This window comes from Novosphingobium huizhouense (assembly GCF_020179475.1).
Taxonomy (GTDB): Bacteria; Pseudomonadota; Alphaproteobacteria; order Sphingomonadales; family Sphingomonadaceae; genus Novosphingobium; species Novosphingobium huizhouense.
The window spans coordinates 348,090-366,840 of record NZ_JAILXZ010000003.1; the positions used below are offsets into that span (position 1 = coordinate 348,090).

The following is an 18,751-nucleotide window of genomic DNA, read 5'->3' on the forward strand; positions in this document are numbered from 1 at the left end:
GAATTGAGCGGGAGATGGGACGATGGGATGGTTGATCGCCGCAATGGCGAGTTTTCTTGGCACCCATTACCTCTTGTCCCACCCGCTGCGCGCTCCATTGGTCAAGGCGATCGGCAACAAGGCTTTTCCCGCAGCCTACTCGCTCGTCGCGCTCTCCACTTTTGCATGGACGATCGTCGCCTTCGGCCGCGCGCCCCGCGATCCGCTGCTCTGGGACGGCATGGCGAGCATGCCCTGGATTATCTCCAGCGTACTTACCCTGATCGCGCTGGCGCTGTTCATGGCCTCGCTCGCCGGCAACCCGGCCTTGCCGGGCGCGAAGGTTCATGGCCTTTCGGCGCAGATGCCGCGTGGCGTCTTCAAGATCACGCGCCACCCGATGATGATGGGGTTCGCGCTCTGGGCCGCATCGCACATCCTGGTTTCGCCCTCACCTCGCGTGCTGGTGCTGATGGGCGGTTTGATCCTGCTCGCGCTCTACGGCTCGCATCTCCAGGATCGCAAGAAGAAGGCACTTTACGGCACCGAGTGGCGCTCGTGGATGAAGCGCACTTCGTTCTGGCCCAACCTCGCCCATGCGAGCGCGCTCGGCGTCTGGCTCGGTGCGGCGGTTCTTCCCTGGCTCGCGATCACCTGGTTGCACGTGCCGCTCGCGCAAGTGCCTGCGGGCCTATGGGGCTTGCTGCCGGCCCACATCCTCTGATCAGGCGCGCGCTTCGCTGACCCCGGCGCTGTTGTGCCGCAGCGCCTTGAGCACGGTATCGACGATCTGCGCTGCGTTCAGGCCGGCCTCGTCATACTGCTTCTCCGGACTGTCCTGGTCCTGGAACAAGTCGGGCAGCCGCATCGTGCGGATCTTCAGGCCGGCGTCGGTCAGGCCCTCGTCGCTGGCGAGCGTCAGCACATGGGCTCCGAGCCCACCGATCGCGCCTTCCTCGATGGTGACGATCACCTCGTGCGTGCCCATCAGGCGGCGGATCAGCTCACTGTCGAGCGGCTTCGCAAAGCGCAGGTCTGCAACCGTTGTCGACAGGCCCCTGGCCTCCAGCTGGTCTGCTGCCTTGAGCGCCTCTGCCAGGCGCGTGCCGAGCGAGAGCAGGGCGACCTTGCTCCCCTCGCGCACCACCCGACCCTTGCCGATCGGAAGCTGTTGCGGCACGGCCGGCAGCTCGACACCGACCCCGTTGCCGCGCGGGTAGCGGAATGCGATAGGGCCCGCGTCGTAGAGCGCCGCGGTGTGGGTCATATGAACAAGCTCCGCCTCGTCGGCGGCAGCCATGACCACCATGTTGGGCAGGGTCGCCAGATAGGTCACGTCGAACGAGCCGGCGTGCGTCGCGCCATCGGCGCCGACCAGTCCGGCGCGGTCGATGGCGAAGCGCACCGGCAGGTTCTGGATCGCCACGTCGTGGACCACCTGATCGTAGGCGCGCTGAAGGAACGTCGAATAGATCGCACAGAACGGGCGCATGCCCTGCGCCGCCAAGCCCGCGGCGAAGGTAACCGCATGCTGTTCCGCAATCCCGACGTCGAAGCTGCGATCGGGATAAGCGGCGGCAAACTTGTCGAGCCCGGTGCCGGAAGGCATCGCCGCGGTGATCGCGCAGATCGTGGTATCGCGCTCGGCCTCCGCCACCAGCGCCCCGGCAAAGACGCTGGTATAGCTCGGCGGCCCACTCGCGCTCTTGGCCTGCTCACCGGTGATCACGTTGAACTTCTGGACGCCGTGATATTTGTCTGCGGCGTTCTCGGCGGGCGCATAGCCCTTGCCCTTCTGCGTCACGACATGGATCAGGCACGGCCCCTCGGCGGCGTCGCGCACGTTCTCGAGCACGGGGATCAATTGGTCGAGGTTGTGCCCGTCGATCGGGCCGACGTAGTAGAAGCCCAGTTCTTCGAACAGGGTGCCGCCCATCGCCAGCCCACGCGCGAACTCGTCGGTCTTCCGCGCCGCCTTGTGCAGTGGCTCGGGCAAGCGGCGCGAAAGCTTGCGCAGCGTGTCGCGCAGGCCGAGGAACGGGCCCGACGACACAAGCCGCGCCAGATAGGCCGAGAGGCCGCCCACCGGCGGGGCGATCGACATGTCGTTGTCGTTGAGGATCACGATCAGCCGGTTGCCCGCGGCTTCGGCGTTGTTCATCGCCTCGTAGGCCATGCCCGCGCTCATCGCGCCGTCACCGATGACGGCGATGCCCTTGCCCGGCTTGTTGGCAAGCTTGTTGGCGACCGCGAAGCCGAGCGCCGCCGAGATCGAGGTCGACGAATGCGCGGTCCCGAACGGGTCGTATTCGCTTTCGCTGCGCTTGGTGAAGCCCGAAAGCCCGCCGCCTTGGCGCAAGGTGCGGATGCGGCTGCGCCGGCCGGTCAGGATCTTGTGCGGGTACGCCTGGTGCCCGACGTCCCAGACGAGACGGTCGTCGGGGGTATTGAACACGTAATGGATCGCCACAGTCAACTCGACCACGCCTAGGCCCGAGCCGAGGTGCCCGCCGGTCTGCCCCACCGCGCTGATCATTTCGGCACGCAGTTCGTCGGCCAACTGCCGCAATTGCGAGGGCTGGAGCTTGCGCAGATCGTCGGGCGTATCGACGGTGTCGAGGAGCGGCGTGGCCGGAGTTGCGGACATCGCGTTTCCTTACACCCTTGTTACGCCGCGTCCAACCACAACAAAGCGTTTGCACATGCGGGCCGGGGCACGTCATGGCAACGACGATGCCACAGATCGCCATTCGCCTTGCCAAAAGCGACGACCTCGACACGCTTCGCGGCGTGATGGATGCAGCCATCGGCGAACTGCAGCGCGGCTTCCTCACGCCCGAGCAGGTCCAATCGAGCCGGGCGGTGATGGGTCTCGACCGACAGCTGATCGAGGATGGGACCTATTTCGTCGCCGAAATCGCAGACGCGATCGTGGGCTGCGGAGGGTGGAGCCGTCGTGCAACGCTGTACGGCGGCGATCACAGCGCCGGGTTGCGGGAGCCGCGGCTGCTCGATCCAGCCTGCGAGGCCGCGCGGATCAGGGCGATGTACACCCTTCCCGCATTTGCCCGCATGGGCGTCGGACGGGCGCTGCTGGCTCATTGCGAGGCCGCGGCGAAGGCCGAAGGGTTCGCCCGCTGCGAGCTGATGGGCACCCTTTCCGGGGTGCCGCTCTATGCAATGGCGGGTTATGAAGTGCTCGAGGAGATCGAGGATGCGCGCGGGGGGACGCCGGTTCCGCTCAAGCGCATGGGCAAGCGCCTCTGAGATACCGGGTCAGGCGCAGTGGCTGCAGACGCCACGCAATTCTACCACCGGGCGTACGTCCGCAAAGCCTGCGCCACGCGCCGCGTCGCGAAGCTGGCCGGTGAGGCGGTCGTCGTCGAGGTGCGTCGCCTGCCCGCAGGCGTCGCAGATCAGGAAGATGCAATCGTGGCGGCAGCCTGGGTGGGTGTTGGCGAGATAAGCGTTGGCGCTTTCGACGCGCCGGGCGAGGTTGGTCCGGACGAAGAGGTCGAGGATGCGATAGACGCTGTTGGCCGCAACGCGCTTGCCGCGGCGAATTCCGACGCTTTCGGCGATGTCGTAGGCCGAGGCCGGCTTGTCCTGCGCCGCCAGCGCTTCGAACACGTCGGCGCGCATGTCGGTCCATTGCTCGCCCGCGGTCACGAGGACGTCGCGCGCGGCCTCGACGAGCGTTTCGCCGGCGTGGTGGTGATGGTGTTGATGGCCGCCCATCGGTCTAAGATAGGCCTTGGCACAGGGAATCGCAATTTGATGGTCACCCGGGGGTGAAGCTGCTCTTCCAGAACTGCGGGAATGTCCGCTGGAGCGCGGCCACCTTGGGCGCATCCCAGCGCCGGATGTAGCCGTGGTCCGGGTTCTTCAAGGCAAAGTCCTGATGATAGGATTCGGCAGGGAAGAAAGCCTGGCCGGGCTCCACCCGAGTCACGATCGGGCGCTTCCACGGATCGAGCCGGCGCAGCTGCGCAATGTAGCCTGCAGCGACACGTGCCTGTTCGCGATCGAGCGGGAACAGCGCATTGCGATACTGCGTGCCGACGTCGGGTTCCTGCCGGTTGAGCTGGGTCGGGTCGCTGGCGACACCGAAGAAAACCTGGAGCAACTGGTCGTAGCGGATGACCGTGGGATCGTAGGTCACCCGGATTGCCTCGGCGTGGCGTGTCGTCCCGCTGCTCACCGTTTCGTAATCCGCCTGAGCGCGGCTGCCGCCCGCATACCCCGAAACCACGCTGGTGACGCCATTGAGGTGGCTGAAAACCGCCTCCATGCCCCAGAAGCAACCCCCGGCGAACACCGCGGTGCGCCGGCCCGCGGGCTCGACCGCGCGGACAGCCGCTTCCGGCGCGCGATAGGCCTGCTCGGCAAGCGCGGGCTGCTGGCAGGCAGTCGCGGCCACGAGCACCGCCGCCGCTGCCGTCAGCGCACGCAGCGGCGCGCTCATCGGCCCTGCCCGGCTGCAACCGCGACAGAAACCTCTGCCGCCTCGGCGACATGGACGCGGGCAGCAATCGACACGCCCATCCCGAGCGAGCCAATGGCGAATCCGAGCAGGAGAGAGCGGTAGAAATCCTTGGCGAACAGTCGCATGAGAAGTTGTCCACGAGTTGGAAACGGGGTGGCATTGCCGTGCGCAAGCTGACGCCGCTGTGAACGGCCGCACAGAATGCGGAGATATTCGTATTCGCTGCCTACAAGGTTACGTCAGCTGCGCAGGGCGACCCAGATAGGCGCGTGATCGCTGGCCTTCTCGCGGCCGCGATAGGCCTTGTCGACACCGGCCGCTTCGAGCCGGTCGGCAAGCGCAGGCGACAGCAGCGCGTGATCGATGCGAAAACCGTGATCGCGCTGCCAGGCGCCGGCCTGGTAGTCCCAGAACGTCCACACGCCTCCTTGCGGGTTGTGCAGATCTATCGCGTCAGTCCAGCCGTCGTTGAGCAAGCGGCGGTAGGCATCGCGCGATTCGGGCTGCATCAGTGCATCGCCCGCCATCGCCCGCACTGAAAACGTGTCCTTGTCCTCGGGGATCACGTTGTAGTCGCCGATCACCACGACCGGCAATTCCTCGGCGAGGAGCTCGCGCATCCGGATGCGCAGGCGCTCCATCCAGCGCAACTTGTAGTCGAACTTGGGGCCGGGCTGCGGATTTCCGTTCGGCAGGTAGATGCATACGACGCGCAAGCCGAACACGTCCGCCTCGAGATAGCGGGCGTGTTCGTCCTCCGGGTCGCCGGGCAAACCGCGGTGGGCTTCGCGCGGCGCCTCGCCATCGGCGAGGATCGCCACCCCGTTGAAGCCCTTCTGTCCATGCCAGATCGCACGGTAGCCGATCTTCTCGAACTCGGCGGCAGGAAAGCCCTCGTCCTGCGTCTTGATCTCCTGGAGGCAGGCGACCGCCGGCCGGGTCTCCTCGAGCCATTCCAAGAGCCGCGGCAGGCGCGCCTTGATGCCGTTGATGTTGAAGCTTGCGACCTTGATCGTCACACGCTGAAACTCGCGCCGCAGCCGCAACCCGAAGCAGCTTGCGGATTGGTCACACGGAACGCGGCGCCGCCCAGCGATTCAATGTATTCGACGGTCGCACCGCTGACGAGATCGAGGCTCGTCGCGTCGACCACGAGCCTCACGCCATTGGTCTCGGAGATCGCATCGTCGGCTTCCGGCGCGTCGGCGAGAGCGAAGCGGTACTGGAAACCAGAACACCCGCCGCCTTCGACCGAAAGGCGGAGTATGGCGGGCTTCGCCTGCTTTGCGGCAATGGCGGCAACGCGCGCTGCGGCGCTCGGCGCGAGGGTCACGACGGGTTCGCTCATGAGAGCGAGATAGGCGCGCAGAGGCCGTTGCTCAAGCGGTAGCGGTGCAGAGTTCCCGCACGGCAGCCCGCAAGGGCCGTTCAGGCCGACTGGATATAGCTCCGCATGGCGTGTGCTTCGGCCTCGATCGCATCAAGCCTGTGCTTGACCAGGTCACCGATAGAAATGAACGCCACCATCGCTCCGCCTTCGATGACCGGCAGGTGGCGGATGCGCCGCCGGGTCATCAGGCCAAGCGCGTGGAGCACGCTGTCGGACGGGGCCACGCTGATCACCGGGGCGGTCATCACGTCGCGGACTTTCATTTCGAGCGCTCGCGCCCCGTGCGCCTTGAGGCAATGGATCACGTCGCGTTCGGAAAAGATCCCGGCGACCGGAACGCCTTCGTCCGCGACCGGCAGCGCGCCGATTCGCTTCTCGGCGAGCAAGGCAATGGCTGCAGCGACAGTCTCATCCGCGCGGGTGCTCCATACGTCGCCCGAACGACCGGCTATGAGCCTGGCAATCGTCATGGCATCCTCCTGCTTTCGTTGTTCGCCTGGATGCTTTTCGCACCTCGGGCCGCCACGATGATGCCAAGATTACCGGCGGTGTCAAAGCATTGCCCATCCCCTTGCAAAGGCCCATGTTCCCCCCCGATGCCCAGATCACCCGCCCCCCGCCCCTCGCCGCTCGACGATCCGCGCAATGCGGCGCACGCCTGGAGTCGATACCGCAGTCTCCTGCGGGGGATGGCTGCGGCAACGCTCGCAACCATATTCGGGGTCTGGGTCTACTTGTGGAACCAGTTCGGACTTGTCTCGATCCACCTCTACATCGCGACGTTCCTTGGGATCGGCCTCACGATGATGCTGATGGCAGCGCTGATGGGCCTCGTCTTCCTTTCCAGCGGAACTGGACACGACGAAACCATCGACGATCCTCTCGACGACGGTATCGAATGGGGCGGGCCCGAAATCTGAATCACTAATGCGGCCGCAACGGCGGCGTGGTGCTTGCCCGCGATGCGCCCGAAATCCAAATCGGCGCGGTCGTTCGCTTGCTCGTGCGAGGCATGAAGTTCGCAGAATGCGGACGTAGAACATTGCGCTGCGATTGCCGTCTCTCGAGCATCCTCGCCGAGGCGCTAGAGGCATTCGTGACTGTCCTGGACCGCTACTCGCTGGCGGACGCGGCGTGCGCGGGCACCCCTGCTTTTGCGCCTTGGACGCTTTTGCCACCGCTGGCCGCGAACGTGTCGCGAGGAACCTGCGCCGCGCCGGGCGATTGAACCGGGCGAAAGAGGGCTCTGCGCCTCCCGCGCCGGGCCTGCGGGAGAAGACCGCCATGAACAGTATCGCTGCATTCGCTGGCCGTATCCTGCTGGCCATCCTGTTTGTCGTATCCGGCGCCGGCAAGCTGTTCGATCTCGACGGTACCAATGCGATGATCACCGCCGCCGGCCTGCCGGCCGGACTCGCCGTGCCGGTGGCATTGTTCGAGCTGATCGGCGGGCTCGCGATCGCACTCGGCTTCATGACCCGCCTCTTTGCGATCCTGTTCGCCGGCTTCTGCTTGCTCGCCACACTGCTGTTCCATCGCAACCTCGCTGATCCGATCCAGGCAAGCATGGCGCTCAAGAACCTGTCGATCGCGGGCGGCTTCCTCTGCCTGTTCGCACACAGCCAGATGCGCTGGAGCTATGATTCCATGCAGATCGCGCGCCGCGGCGAAATCGCCACGCGCGAGGCCGAGCAGCGCGCCCGCGAGGCGGAACTTCGCGCGGCACGCGCAGAGGGTCACGCGTCGGCGCTCGCCCAAGGCCAGCCGGTCGCCGCGAGCGAGACGACCTACGTAACAACACCCGATCTTGACGGCGACGGACTTCCCGATCGCCGGAAGCGCAAATGGTGGTCGCTTGGGTGAGCGATCAGTGCCGGCGTAGCGCCGCGACGCAGGCTGCCCGATCGACGTCGCGGCCATCGCCGCGCCGCGCTTCCACGTAGGTCGCTGTCGCCCTTGCTCCCGGCGCGACAGGATAGAGGAACGCGTCGAGGATGCAGGCGCTGCCTGACCACTGCAACTTGCGTGCATCTTCCTCGCGAACGTCCAGTCGGGGCGTGCCGAACTGACGAACGAGCTGGTCGGCATCGGCGCCGACGACGCCTTCGAGGCCCGGCAGATTGAGGACCGTCGCTGTCGGCCGTGCCGGCACCTTGAGGACAGGGCGGGTCGGCGTCCGGCCGGTGCTGGCGATGGTCGTCGACTTGCCCGTTGCGCTGGTCGCGACCCCCGTTGAACCGCCCCCGCACCCTGCGACAAGGGTGCAGAAGGCAACGATGCTGAGGGCTCGACAGAACATACGAGCCGCATGAAGCGCCCGACAGGCTCCTGTCAACGCAGCGCGCGCTAGACAGTAGCCCGCTTGCGGCGCCCGGGCTTGACCGCTACCCCCTCCGCGCCCGGTTCCCAAGGATGGAGAATACATGACCGCCGCATCTATCGACGTCATCGCGATCGGCAATGCCATCGTCGATGTGATGGCGCCCGCCGACGACGCGCAGATCGAATCGTTGGGATTGGCAAAGGGCGGCATGTCCCTCGTCGACGCTCGCCGGGCGGGTGAACTTTATGCGGCGATGGGTCCGGCGCGCGAGATCTCCGGGGGGTCGGCCGCCAACACCCTCGCCGGGCTCGCCGCGCTCGGTGCGCGCTGCGCGTTCATCGGTCAGGTTGCGGACGACCAGTTCGGCCGCGTCTTTGCCCACGACATCCGCGCCGGCGGGATCGCATTCGATACGCCGGCACGCCCGGCCGAACCGCCCACCGCCCAGTGCCTGATCTTCGTCACCCCGGACGGGCAGCGCACGATGAACACTTTCCTCGGGGCATCGCAGTTCCTGCCCGCCGAGGCGCTCGACGAAACCGCCATCGCCTCGGCCAGTGTGCTCTATCTCGAAGGATATCTGTGGGACCCGGAGGAACCGCGCCGGGCGATGCGAAAGGCGATCGCAGCGGCGCGGGCAGCAGGGCGACAGGTGGCGTTCACGCTGTCGGACTCGTTTGTCATCGCCCGGCACGGCGACGATTTCCGCAAGCTCATCGAGGACGGCGAGATCGACATCCTGTTTGCAAACGAGCACGAGCTCGCCGCACTGACGGGCTTCGACGACTTCCATGAAGGTATCGCAGCGCTCGGCGCGAAAGTACCGACGCTTGTCGTGACGCGTAGCGAAAAGGGCGCGCATGCGGTTGCGCGTGGCGAGGAAGCGCACGTACCTGCCGAGCCGGTCGACCGCGTGGTCGACACGACCGGTGCCGGCGACCAGTTCGCTGCCGGCTTCCTGTTCGGCCACGTGCGCAATCTGCCGCTCGCGGACTGCCTGCGGTTGGGCGCGATCTGTGCGGCCGAGGTCATCTCGCACTATGGCGCGCGCCCCGAAGCCGATCTCGCCACGCTGACCGCATCGGTGACCGCCTGAATTTTTTTGCGCGTGGGGGTTAAACGCAAGCCGATGCCGCCGTTCTGACGTCCGCGCGCGAAGGTGCGCGTATTGCAGAGACAGACCATGAGCGCAGGCGTTTCCCCCATCTCGCCGGTTCTTGCCGGCACCCCGGCCAGCCGCACCAGCTACGAGGCGACTCCCGTGTCGCCCACGGTGCAGAAGGCAACGTGCATCACCACGCAGGATCCGCCGAGCCGCTACGACCCGAGCGTCACGGTGCCCCGTCAGCCGACCGACATTACCGCCGGCAGCGTAAACATGATGGTCTGAGGTCTACGCCGGCGGCCTCGGCCGCCCTCGACCGTCAGCCCTCCCGCTCGACCTCGCGCCAGCCGATGTCGCGACGGCAGAACCCGTCAGGGAACACGATTGCGTCGACCGCGGCATAAGCAGCGTCGCGCGCAGCGCCGACGCTTTGACCGCGTGCGGTGACGTTGAGCACCCGGCCGCCGCTTGCAGTCAGCGCGCCATGCATTCCCAGCGTGGTTCCAGCGTGGAATACCTTGGCGCCCGCCGCTTCTGCTGCGCGGATGCCGTCGATCCGACCGCCCTTGGCCGGCGCCTCGGGATACCCCTTCGCAGCCAGCACCACCGTCAGCGCCGGTTCTGCGGAAAACCGCGGCGGCTCGATCGAGGAGAGCTTGCTGTCGGCGCAAGCCTGCAGCAGCTCCACGAGGTCGCTCTCGAGACGCATCATCAGGACCTGGCACTCCGGATCGCCGAAGCGCGCATTGTATTCGATCAGCTTGGGCCCCTCGTCGGTCAGCATCAATCCGGCGTAGAGCACGCCTGAAAACGGCATGCCGTCATCGGCCATCGCCTTCACCGTAGGCGCGATGATCCGGGAAATGGTCTGGGCTTCGAGTTCCGGCGTCAGCACGCGCGCCGGGCTGTAGGCGCCCATCCCGCCCGTGTTGGGGCCGGTATCGCCGTCGCCCACGCGCTTGTGATCCTGCGCCGAGGCCAGCGGAACGATTGTCGCTCCGTCGGTCAAGGCAAAGAAGCTCGCTTCCTCGCCCGACAGGAACTCCTCGACCACCACTTCAGCACCGGCAGCGCCGAACGCACCGTCGAACATTTCGTCGACCGCCGCTTGCGCTTCGGGCAGCGTCATCGCGACGACCACGCCCTTGCCCGCCGCCAGGCCGTCCGCCTTGATCACGACCGGAGCACCAAACCGGTCGAGCGCCGCGTGGGCTTCGGCGGCGGTCTTCGCGCGCACATATCCTGCGGTGGGAATGTCGGCCCTAGCGCAGAGATCCTTGGTGAACCCCTTCGACCCCTCGAGCTGCGCCGCGAGGCGACCGGGCCCGAAGACGGAAAATCCGCCCGCCCGCAATGAATCGGCGAGGCCGTCGACGAGCGGTGCTTCGGGTCCGATGACGACAAGGCCGATACGGTGCGCCTCACAGAAGGTGACGACGCCCGCATGGTCGGCAAGGTCCAATGCGACCAACTCCGCGTGCTCGGCCACGCCGGGGTTGCCCGGCGCCGCATAGAGCTTGTCGAGTAGCGGCGATTGGGCCAGTTTCCAGGCAAGGGCATGTTCGCGCCCACCCGACCCGATCAGCAGGATATTCATGGCTTTTCCTTCCTCGCCCGACGATGACCTTGCGGCAGGCGGGCTCCTAGCGAGCGAACGCGATCGCGACAACGCCCCCGCCCTGTCGATTTCGGAGATTTCCGCGCTGCTCAAGCGCACGGTCGAGGATCGCTTCGGCTTCGTTCGCGTTCGCGGCGAGTTGTCAGGGGTGAAGCGCGCCGCATCGGGCCACCTCTACCTTTGCCTCAAGGACGAGAATGCACGCCTTGACGGGGTGATGTGGCGCACCGGTGCGCAACGCTTGTCGTTTCGCGCCGAGGACGGCATCGAAGTGATCGCAACCGGCAAGCTGACGACGTACCCGGGCCGGTCGAACTACCAGATCATCATCGACCGCCTCGAGATTGCGGGTGAAGGCGCCCTCCTCGCGCTCCTGGCGAAGACGAAGGCCAGACTCGAGGCCGAAGGCCTGTTCGCTGCAGAGCGAAAGCGCGCGCTGCCGTTCCTGCCGCAGGTGATCGGGGTGGTTACGTCCCCTACGGGCGCAGTCATCCGCGACATCCTGCACCGCCTGCGCGATCGCTTCCCCAGCCGCGTCGTCGTCTGGCCGGTGCTGGTCCAGGGACAAGGCTCGGCAGAGCAGGTTGCGGCGGCGGTGCGCGGGTTCAGCGAGTTGGCGCCGGGCGGCGCGGTCCCGCGTCCCGACCTCGTGATCGTCGCACGGGGCGGCGGATCGATCGAGGATCTCTGGGGCTTCAACGAGGAAGCGGTGGTTCGTGCGATCGCCGAATGCTCGATCCCGGTGATCAGTGCGGTCGGGCACGAGACCGACACCACGCTCGCCGACTTTGCCGCCGACCGCCGCGCGCCGACGCCGACCGCCGCGGCCGAAATCGCAGTGCCCGTGCGGGGCGAGCTTTCGGCCGCGATCAGCGACCTTCACGCGCGCAAGCAACGCGCGGTGGTCCGCCTGCTGTCGCTTGCCCGCGAACGCCTCGCGGCGCGCGGCGACCGCTTGCCCGAGCCGTTGGGACTGCTGGACGCCCAGGCGCAGCGGCTCGACGACCTTGCCGATCGGCTGCGCCGCGCGCTGCTGCATCGGACTGAGATCGCCGGCGGCGCGCTCGCCCGCTCGGCAGGGGCGCTACGACCCGCCCTGCTGTCGACCCGCCTCGATCGCGAACGTGAGCGGCTGGCCGGACACCGACTGCGCGCGCAACTCGTCCTGCACCGGATCGACCACGCCCGCGGCAAGGTCGAGGCGCTCGACCGGCTGCGCCGCTCGCTCGATCCGGAAGCGCCGCTGCAACGTGGCTACGTGCTTGTCACCGATCGTGACGGCATGGTGATCAAGGATCGAGCGAGCGCGGCTGCTCGCTCTGCGCTGACGCTCAAGTTCGCCGATGGTGCGCTCGACGTTGCGACCGGCGCAGCCCCGCCGCTCCGCCCGACGAGGCCGAAGCCACTCGAGGGCGGAGTGCAACCCAAATTGCTTTGATGCCGACGCGTCGGTAAGGAGGCGCCATGTTGATGCCTCCTGCCGGCCGTCTCGCACGGCTCCATTACCTGCCCGGCACCTTCCGCCAGCTTTCGGCAGGCGACCATGTTCTTTGCGCAATCAGCGGAGCGGCGATCCCGCTCGATATGCTCCGCTATTGGAGCGCCGAGCGCCAGGAAGCCTACGCAACTGCTGCGATCGCGACCAAACGCATGCTGGAGCGCTGAGCTGCGCCCCCGACGCCCCATCGGCGGGAATTCGGCCGCGCCACGCAAGGGGCGAATAATTTGCTGCTGCCGCACGCAAATTTGCCACCCGGTCGCAAAGATGCAGCATCTTTATCGTACGCTTCGCGCGCGGCAACGCGCCCGGTGTGGCATTATGGTTACAATCGGTACGGAATAGCGCACACCGTCCTTCGTGAATCTTTACTAAAGGTACGCCGCTCTGCCACCAGTTCGCGATCCGGGGGCAGGATCGAGGGGCTCACGTGCGTGGGCACGACATCATGCTTTCGGGCCTAGACAATGGCCGTCGATCCGGCGGCCATCCTCATAGGGGCTGGAACGATCATGAAGAATTTCTCGAAACTGAAGGCTGGTGTCGCGCCTGCAGCGCTCTGCCTCGCCATGGTGGCGCAGACGGCGTTCGCGCAGGAAGCGGCTACGCCGCCGCAGGCGTCCGATGACGCAGAGCCGCAGCAGCAAATCGTCGTCACCGGTTCGCTGATCCGCAACCCCAACCTCGTTCAGGCGACCCCGGTCAACGTCACCACGTCGGACCAGATCGAGCTGAAGCAGTCGAACACCGCGGAAGAAGTTCTGCGTGAAGTTCCCGGCATCGTCGCCAACATCGGCTCGGCGGTCAACAACGGCAACGGCGGTTCCTCTTACGTCGACCTTCGCGGCCTCGGCTCGAACCGCAACATCGTCCTGATCGACGGCCAGCGCATCGTGCCGGCCGACCTTTCGGGCCGCGTCGACCTCAACAACATCCCGCTCGCGCTGATCAACCGCGTCGACGCGCTGACCGGCGCCGCCGTGACCACCTATGGTGCGGACGCGATCACCGGCGTGGTCAACTTTGTCACCAAGAAGGACTTCTCGGGCGTCGACATCTCGGTGTCGGACCAGATCACGCAGAAGGGTGACGGCAACTACTTCCGCGCCGACATCACCACCGGCGTCAACTTCGACGACGGCCGCGGCAACGCGGTGCTGAGCCTGGGCTACCAGAACTCGAACCCGATCTACCAGGGCGACCGCGACTTCTCGTACTACCAGCTCGACAGCTTCTCGGGCACGGCTGGCGGTTCGGGCACCTCGATCCCGTCGCGCTTCACCGGCACGCGCCCACTGATCTCCGGCACCGGCCTGATCAACACCACACCCGCGCTCACCCAGACCGGCACGCTGGCAGACGGCACGCCGATCCTGGCCGAAGTCGAAGGCGGCGCCGCCAACGGCGGTTCGCGCCAGCTCAACGACCTTGGGCAGGCCGTCGGCACCTACGCGCGGTTCAACTTCAACCCGTACAACATCTTCCAGACGCCGTTCCGTCGCTTCAACATCTTCGCACAGGCCAACTACCAGCTGTCCGACGCGGTTGAAGTCTACACCCGCGGCATGTTCGTGAAGAACACGATCAAGACGATCATCGCGCCTTCGGGTTCGTTCGGTGGCAGCGTCACGGTCAACCTCAACAACCCGTTCCTGCCGGCCGCGCTGCGCAACCAGTTCTGCGCGTTCAACGTCGCTCCGGTGGTCAACGGCGTCGACGCCGATGGCAACGCCGTCTCGGGCCAGATCGCATACACCCCGCGCTTCAGCCAGGCCGAATGCGCCGCTGCCGCCACGGCAACGGATTCGAGCGATCCGAACTACCGCACGGTGACGGTGAACCTCAACCGCCGCGCGGTCGAAGTCGGCCCGCGCATCAGCGACTACACCAGCCAGGTCTTCGACTACCGCCTCGGCTTCCGCGGCGCGCTGACCTCGACGGTCGACTGGGACGTGAGCGGTTCGTACGGTGAATCGGACAAGGTCCAGACGATCCAGAACTACACGCTGCAGTCGCGCATCCGCAACGCCCTGCTGGTCAACGGCACCGCTGCGAACCCGGTCTGCGAAGACAGCACCGACGGTTGCGTCCCGGCTGACGTGTTCACCGCCGGCGGTATCAGCAAGGCCGCTGCTTCGTACATCAGCCAGAACAGCACCACCACCGTTCGCACCTCGCTGCTGCAGGCCCGCGGCCTGCTGTCGGGTGATTTCGGCTGGAGCGTGCCCTCGGCTTCGGAACCGGTCGGTTTCGCGCTCGGCACCGAATATCGCAAGTACACCGCCAAGCAGGCGTCGGACCTGCTGTCGAAGACCCCGGGCGAACTGGGCGGCGCCGGTGGCGCGGCTCCGGACATCGACGGCGCCTACGACGTGTGGGAAGCGTACGGCGAATTGATCGCCCCGCTGGTCACCGACAAGCCCTTCTTCAAGAGCCTGACCGTTGAAGGCGGTGCGCGCTACTCGAAGTACAAGGTTCGTGGCGGCGGCTCGACCGACACCTGGACCTACAAGGCTGGCGGCAGCTGGGAACCGATCGCGGACCTGAAGATCCGCGGCAACTACGCCCACGCCGTGCGTGCGCCCAACATCGGCGAACTGTTCACGCCGCTGACCACGGGCCTCACCAACCTCGCCACCGACCCCTGCGCCGGATCGGCTCCGGTCTCGAACGCCAACCTGCGCGCGGTCTGCCTTGCGCAGGGCGCTCCGGCCGGCGTGATCGGCTCGATCGAGAATCCGACCGCGGCCCAGGCCAACGTCACCTCGGGCGGCAACCTCAACCTGCAGCCTGAAAAGGCGAACACCTGGACCATCGGCGCCGTCATCCAGCCGGCGGCGATCCGTGGCTTCGCCCTCTCGGTCGACTACTACAACATCTCGGTCACCGACGTGATCGGCGCTCCCTTGCCGGGCGACCTTGTTGATGCTTGCTTCAACAACGTTTCGGCTTCGAGCGCCACCGATCCGGCCTGCACCGTGATCCGCCGCAACCCCGTTACCGGCGGTCTCGACGGCGATCCGGCAACCACCGCGGGCCTCTTCGCCCCGCTCAGCAACCTCGGTCGCCTGTCGACCTCGGGTATCGACGTCATCCTCAGCTACTCGTACGATTTCGGTGCGGTGAAGTGGAACCTGACGGCGAACGGCAACTACACCGCTCACTCGAAGTACAAGGCCACCCCGACCAGCCTCTATCGCGAATGCGTCGGCTACTATTCGGTGAACTGCTCGTTCACCGGGTCGATCCAGCCGAAGTACCAGTGGTCGGTGCGTAACACCTTCGGCATCGGCCGTGCGGACGTGTCGTTCCTGTGGCGCCACATCTCGGGCGTCCGCCAGGAGCCTGCAGACGTGCTGGCTACCGGTCCGGCGTTCGAAGGCACGATCCCCGACGGCAGCGGCGCCCTCAGCGGCAAGACGGTCAACTTCGGCAAGATCAACGCCTATGACATCTTCGACCTGACCACCCGCTTCAACATGGACCGGCTGACCTTCACCGTCGCGGTGCAGAACCTGTTCAACAAGAAGCCCCCGGTGGTCGGCAACACCATCGGTTCGACCACCTACAACAGCGGCAACACCTACCCGTCGACCTACGACGCGCTGGGCCGTCGCTTCGCGGTGAGCGCCCGCATGAAGTTCTGATCGAACTTCGGCGCAGAGCCACAAGAACGGGGGCGGGCAGCAATGTCCGCCCCTTTTCTTTGCCCGGCAGCGCCCGATTGACGCGCCGTGCGACTGCGCGCCATGGTCGGCGGATGACCGTGACACTCGAAGAGGCTGCGGCCGAGGCCCGAAAGGTACTGGCGACCGGTGATCTAAGCGCAGTCCACTGCAATACGCTCGGCTGGTTTCACGCGCTGCGGGGCGATGCCGGCGGTGCTGCGCAATGGTTCAGGCAGGCGCTGGAGATTGCGCCGCGCGACCCCGAGGCGTTGATCGGCCTCGCCGGCCTGCTGCGTGATGCCGGGCGGTTGCGCGACGCGGCGCTTCATTGCGACGTGGCAATCGCGGCGGCGCCCAGTTACCCCGAAGCATGGCTCGAACGCGCCCGCGTCATGGCCTCCGGTGGCGCGATGGAGGAAGCCGCCCGCTGCTATCGCGAGGTTGTCGCGCTGGTGCCCGACCACGGCGCCGCTCACGCCGGACTCGCCTCGCTTGCCGCGCGCGATGGGGACGAGCCGGCAGTCCGAATCCATGCACAGGCCGCACTGGCGCAGGACCCCCACGATCCGATGGCCAGTGCTGCACTTGCCGCGATCGAGCTGGAGACCGGCGACGCGGCTCGAGCGCGTGCCATTGCCGAAAATGCCGCTGCCGCTTTGCCCGGCGCCTCGGCCGAACGTGCCCACCTGTTGTCGCTGGTCGGCGACGCCCGCGATCGTTGCGACGATCCGGTCGGGGCGGAAGCCGCCTACGCGCAGGCCAATGCGGATTTCGCCGCGGTCCATGCGCCGCTGTTCGCAGGTCGCACAAGCCACCGCGCCTTCATCGAGAGCATCTCCGACCAGATCGCGCAGATGCGACCCGGGCCATCACCGCAGCCCCACACTGCCCGGGGAGCAGCACAAACCCACGTATTCGTGCTCGGCTATCCCCGCAGCGGCAACACCCTGCTCGAGAACATTCTTGCCTCGCTGACAGACACTCTCGCCCTCGAGGAACGTCCGACGCTCCGTGAGGCGGACCAAGCCTTTCTCGTCGAAGGCGGCCTCGCGGGTCTCGATGCACTCGACGAGTCTGGCCTCATGCCCTTCCGCGAATCCTACTGGCGTCACGTCGCTTCTGCCGGGCTGGCCGTCGCGGGGCGATGCTTCGTCGACATGGACCCGCTCAAAAGCATCCGGCTCCCGCTGATTGCCCGGCTTTTCCCCGATGCACACATTTTGCTGGTACGACGTGATCCGCGCGACGTGGTCTGGAGCTGCTTTCGCACCAACTTCGCCCTCACCAACGCGGCGATGGACTTTACCACGCTCGAAGGGACGGCGCGCCATTACGCCGCCTTGATGACGCTGATCGAACGTGCGCGCGAGCGGCTGCCGCTCAAATTGCTCGAAGTACCCTACCATTGCCTGGTGCAGGATTTCGATGCCCAGACCCGCGCCATCTGCGCATTCATCGGCCAGCCGTGGAGCGAGAACCTGCGCCGGTTCGACCGTACCGCAAAAACGCGCGGCGTCGCCACCGCCAGCGCGCGTCAGGTTCGCCGGGGCCTGTTCGACGGTACGCGCCAGTGGGAGCGGCATGCCGCGTTCCTCGCAACGGTCGAGCCGATCCTTGCACCTTGGGTGGAGCGACTGGGCTACGACCGCTAGACCAGCCGCGATCAAGTGGGATCAAGCAGGATCCCCGCGTTGTCCGCCACCTTGCGTGACCAGTCCAGAACGCCGTCGATCTCGCTGGCATAGGCTGCGCGTGCCTCGCGATAGGCGTTGCTGCGATCCTGTGCGGTGAAGGCCTCACCAGACTTCGAATGGCGGGCAAGCGCCGGACTCGCAATGACGTCGGCGAGCAAGGCGTCGTCGTTGCGGAGCCCGAGGTGCGCCACGATCCCGGGCAATGTCGTCGCGGGGTGCGCGATCAATTGATCGGCGTCCACCAACTTCAACCGGTGCGGACCCAGCTTGTCGGCAAGCCGCTGGAAGAGGCGGTGCTGGGCCAGCCAGCCGGCGGCGGCGACCTGAAGGTCGACCTGCGCGAAAAGGTCCTCGAACGAGATCCCCAGCGGTGCAAACATCCCTTCGGGCGCAAAGCGCGCAGCCAGTTCGCGGGCCCAGAGACGGCAGGCCAGCCCCTTGCGCGCCACCGAGACAAGGAACGTCTCCAGTGGTGCGTAGAGGAAAAGCGCCTGCGCTTGCGGGTGCAGAGAGAGAAACAACTCGGCCAGCGGGTTGACCACGTTCGATGGCTTGACGATGGCCGGCTCGTCGGGGGCGAACCGCCGGGCCAGCAAGCGCAGCGCTACGTCGGCAAGGCGCGCGACGGCCGCACCGCTTGCGCCGCGCTGGCGGAACCCGACGACGTCGTTGAGCAGCACGGGTTCGGACAGGCCCATCGCCAGCCCCGGCAACGACAGTGCGCGCGTCAGCAAAGTCGATCCACAGAAGGCCGAGTGAAAGATCATCCCGAACGGCGCTCGATCGGTCTCCCGCAAGCACGTGGCGATCGACACGTCGCGATGATCGCGCGGGGTTTGCTGCAATGCCTCGTCCACGAGGAACGGCGCCCCCTCATGATCGGCACGCGGAACCGCAACAAAGCGTATCGCGTCGGATGGTTCGACGTGACGGTGCGCCAGCCATTCCGCGTCGTTCAAGACAGCTCCCACGATTCTCTCACGACGCCAC

General features: G+C 66.5%; 20 protein-coding genes and 1 pseudogene. 11 read left to right on the forward strand and 10 right to left on the reverse strand.

The window, feature by feature from the left end:
* Positions 1-22 precede the first annotated feature (22 nt).
* Positions 23-703, forward strand: a complete 681-nt coding sequence (locus K3A85_RS13570; RefSeq protein ID WP_225207052.1) for an NnrU family protein — start codon at positions 23-25, stop codon at positions 701-703.
* Here the strand turns inward: K3A85_RS13570 and dxs are convergent, their stop codons facing one another.
* Complete coding sequence (gene dxs, locus K3A85_RS13575; RefSeq protein WP_225207053.1) at positions 704-2,626, reverse strand: 1-deoxy-D-xylulose-5-phosphate synthase; 1,923 nt, start codon at positions 2,624-2,626, stop codon at positions 704-706.
* An 86-nt stretch (positions 2,627-2,712) separates the two neighbouring features.
* On the opposite strand from dxs, the gene K3A85_RS13580 reads away from it, so the two are divergent.
* On the forward strand, positions 2,713-3,246 hold the full coding sequence (locus tag K3A85_RS13580) for a GNAT family N-acetyltransferase (protein ID WP_225207054.1): 534 nt from the start codon (positions 2,713-2,715) through the stop codon (positions 3,244-3,246).
* 9 nt (positions 3,247-3,255) lie between these two features.
* Here the strand turns inward: K3A85_RS13580 and K3A85_RS13585 are convergent, their stop codons facing one another.
* The 6 genes from K3A85_RS13585 to K3A85_RS13610 form a co-directional block, all read right to left on the reverse strand.
* Positions 3,256-3,717: a Fur family transcriptional regulator gene (locus K3A85_RS13585; RefSeq protein WP_225207055.1), complete on the reverse strand. Its 462-nt coding sequence runs from the start codon at positions 3,715-3,717 to the stop codon at positions 3,256-3,258.
* Between the two features lie 43 nt (positions 3,718-3,760).
* Positions 3,761-4,444: a peptide-methionine (S)-S-oxide reductase MsrA gene (gene msrA, locus K3A85_RS13590; RefSeq protein ID WP_225207056.1), complete on the reverse strand. Its 684-nt coding sequence runs from the start codon at positions 4,442-4,444 to the stop codon at positions 3,761-3,763.
* Entirely contained in the window at positions 4,441-4,590 is a 150-nt protein-coding gene (locus K3A85_RS13595) for a hypothetical protein (RefSeq protein ID WP_225207057.1), read from the reverse strand. Before K3A85_RS13595 ends, msrA begins: the two co-directional genes overlap by 4 nt.
* Positions 4,591-4,704: 114 nt before the next feature.
* Entirely contained in the window at positions 4,705-5,484 is a 780-nt protein-coding gene (gene xth, locus K3A85_RS13600; RefSeq protein WP_404822939.1) for an exodeoxyribonuclease III, read from the reverse strand.
* Complete coding sequence (locus tag K3A85_RS13605) at positions 5,481-5,813, reverse strand: HesB/IscA family protein (protein ID WP_225207058.1); 333 nt, start codon at positions 5,811-5,813, stop codon at positions 5,481-5,483. Before K3A85_RS13605 ends, xth begins: the two co-directional genes overlap by 4 nt.
* A gap of 80 nt (positions 5,814-5,893) precedes the next feature.
* Positions 5,894-6,325, reverse strand: coding sequence for a CBS domain-containing protein (locus tag K3A85_RS13610; RefSeq protein ID WP_225207059.1), 432 nt, complete (start codon positions 6,323-6,325; stop codon positions 5,894-5,896).
* Between the two features lie 126 nt (positions 6,326-6,451).
* Here K3A85_RS13610 and K3A85_RS13615 point away from each other — a divergent pair, with 126 nt between their 5' ends.
* The 3 genes and pseudogenes from K3A85_RS13615 (at position 6,452) to K3A85_RS13625 (ending at position 7,718) form a co-directional block, all read left to right on the forward strand.
* Positions 6,452-6,775 (forward strand): hypothetical protein, encoded by a 324-nt coding sequence (locus K3A85_RS13615; RefSeq protein WP_225207060.1) that lies wholly within the window; start codon positions 6,452-6,454, stop codon positions 6,773-6,775.
* A gap of 23 nt (positions 6,776-6,798) precedes the next feature.
* A pseudogene (locus K3A85_RS13620) lies at positions 6,799-7,083 on the forward strand (Rrf2 family transcriptional regulator); the annotation flags it as partial.
* A 56-nt stretch (positions 7,084-7,139) separates the two neighbouring features.
* Positions 7,140-7,718 carry a DoxX family protein gene (locus tag K3A85_RS13625; RefSeq protein ID WP_225207062.1) on the forward strand — a complete coding sequence of 193 codons (579 nt, stop codon included), beginning with the start codon at positions 7,140-7,142 and terminating at the stop codon, positions 7,716-7,718.
* A 4-nt stretch (positions 7,719-7,722) separates the two neighbouring features.
* Here K3A85_RS13625 and K3A85_RS13630 read toward each other — a convergent pair whose 3' ends face one another.
* The gene (locus K3A85_RS13630; RefSeq protein WP_225207063.1) at positions 7,723-8,154 is read right to left on the reverse strand and encodes a hypothetical protein; all 432 of its coding nucleotides are present in this window, start codon (positions 8,152-8,154) and stop codon (positions 7,723-7,725) included.
* Positions 8,155-8,278: 124 nt separating this feature from the next.
* Between K3A85_RS13630 and K3A85_RS13635 the strand changes: the two genes are divergently transcribed.
* Together K3A85_RS13635 and K3A85_RS13640 are read left to right on the forward strand one after the other, a co-directional pair.
* Complete coding sequence (locus K3A85_RS13635) at positions 8,279-9,274, forward strand: adenosine kinase (RefSeq protein WP_225207064.1); 996 nt, start codon at positions 8,279-8,281, stop codon at positions 9,272-9,274.
* A 72-nt stretch (positions 9,275-9,346) separates the two neighbouring features.
* On the forward strand, positions 9,347-9,568 hold the full coding sequence (locus K3A85_RS13640) for a hypothetical protein (RefSeq protein WP_225207065.1): 222 nt from the start codon (positions 9,347-9,349) through the stop codon (positions 9,566-9,568).
* A 34-nt stretch (positions 9,569-9,602) separates the two neighbouring features.
* On the opposite strand, the gene purD is transcribed toward K3A85_RS13640, so the two are convergent.
* Positions 9,603-10,880, reverse strand: a complete 1,278-nt coding sequence (gene purD, locus K3A85_RS13645; RefSeq protein ID WP_225207066.1) for a phosphoribosylamine--glycine ligase — start codon at positions 10,878-10,880, stop codon at positions 9,603-9,605.
* Here purD and xseA point away from each other — a divergent pair.
* The 4 genes from xseA (at position 10,879) to K3A85_RS13665 (ending at position 17,719) form a co-directional block, all read left to right on the forward strand.
* A complete protein-coding gene (gene xseA, locus K3A85_RS13650; protein WP_225207067.1) occupies positions 10,879-12,339 on the forward strand; it encodes an exodeoxyribonuclease VII large subunit in 1,461 nt (486 codons plus the stop codon). The two genes, purD and xseA, sit on opposite strands and share 2 nt — an antisense overlap.
* A 26-nt stretch (positions 12,340-12,365) precedes the next feature.
* Positions 12,366-12,566, forward strand: a complete 201-nt coding sequence (locus tag K3A85_RS13655) for a DUF2093 domain-containing protein (RefSeq protein ID WP_225207068.1) — start codon at positions 12,366-12,368, stop codon at positions 12,564-12,566.
* Positions 12,567-12,911: 345 nt separating this feature from the next.
* A complete protein-coding gene (locus K3A85_RS13660; protein ID WP_225207364.1) occupies positions 12,912-16,046 on the forward strand; it encodes a TonB-dependent receptor domain-containing protein in 3,135 nt (1,044 codons plus the stop codon).
* A gap of 113 nt (positions 16,047-16,159) precedes the next feature.
* Positions 16,160-17,719 carry a tetratricopeptide repeat-containing sulfotransferase family protein gene (locus tag K3A85_RS13665; protein WP_225207069.1) on the forward strand — a complete coding sequence of 520 codons (1,560 nt, stop codon included), beginning with the start codon at positions 16,160-16,162 and terminating at the stop codon, positions 17,717-17,719.
* Positions 17,720-17,730: 11 nt separating this feature from the next.
* Here the strand turns inward: K3A85_RS13665 and K3A85_RS13670 are convergent, their stop codons facing one another.
* Positions 17,731-18,720: a sulfotransferase family protein gene (locus K3A85_RS13670; protein ID WP_225207070.1), complete on the reverse strand. Its 990-nt coding sequence runs from the start codon at positions 18,718-18,720 to the stop codon at positions 17,731-17,733.
* Between the last annotated feature and the right edge of the window lie 31 nt (positions 18,721-18,751).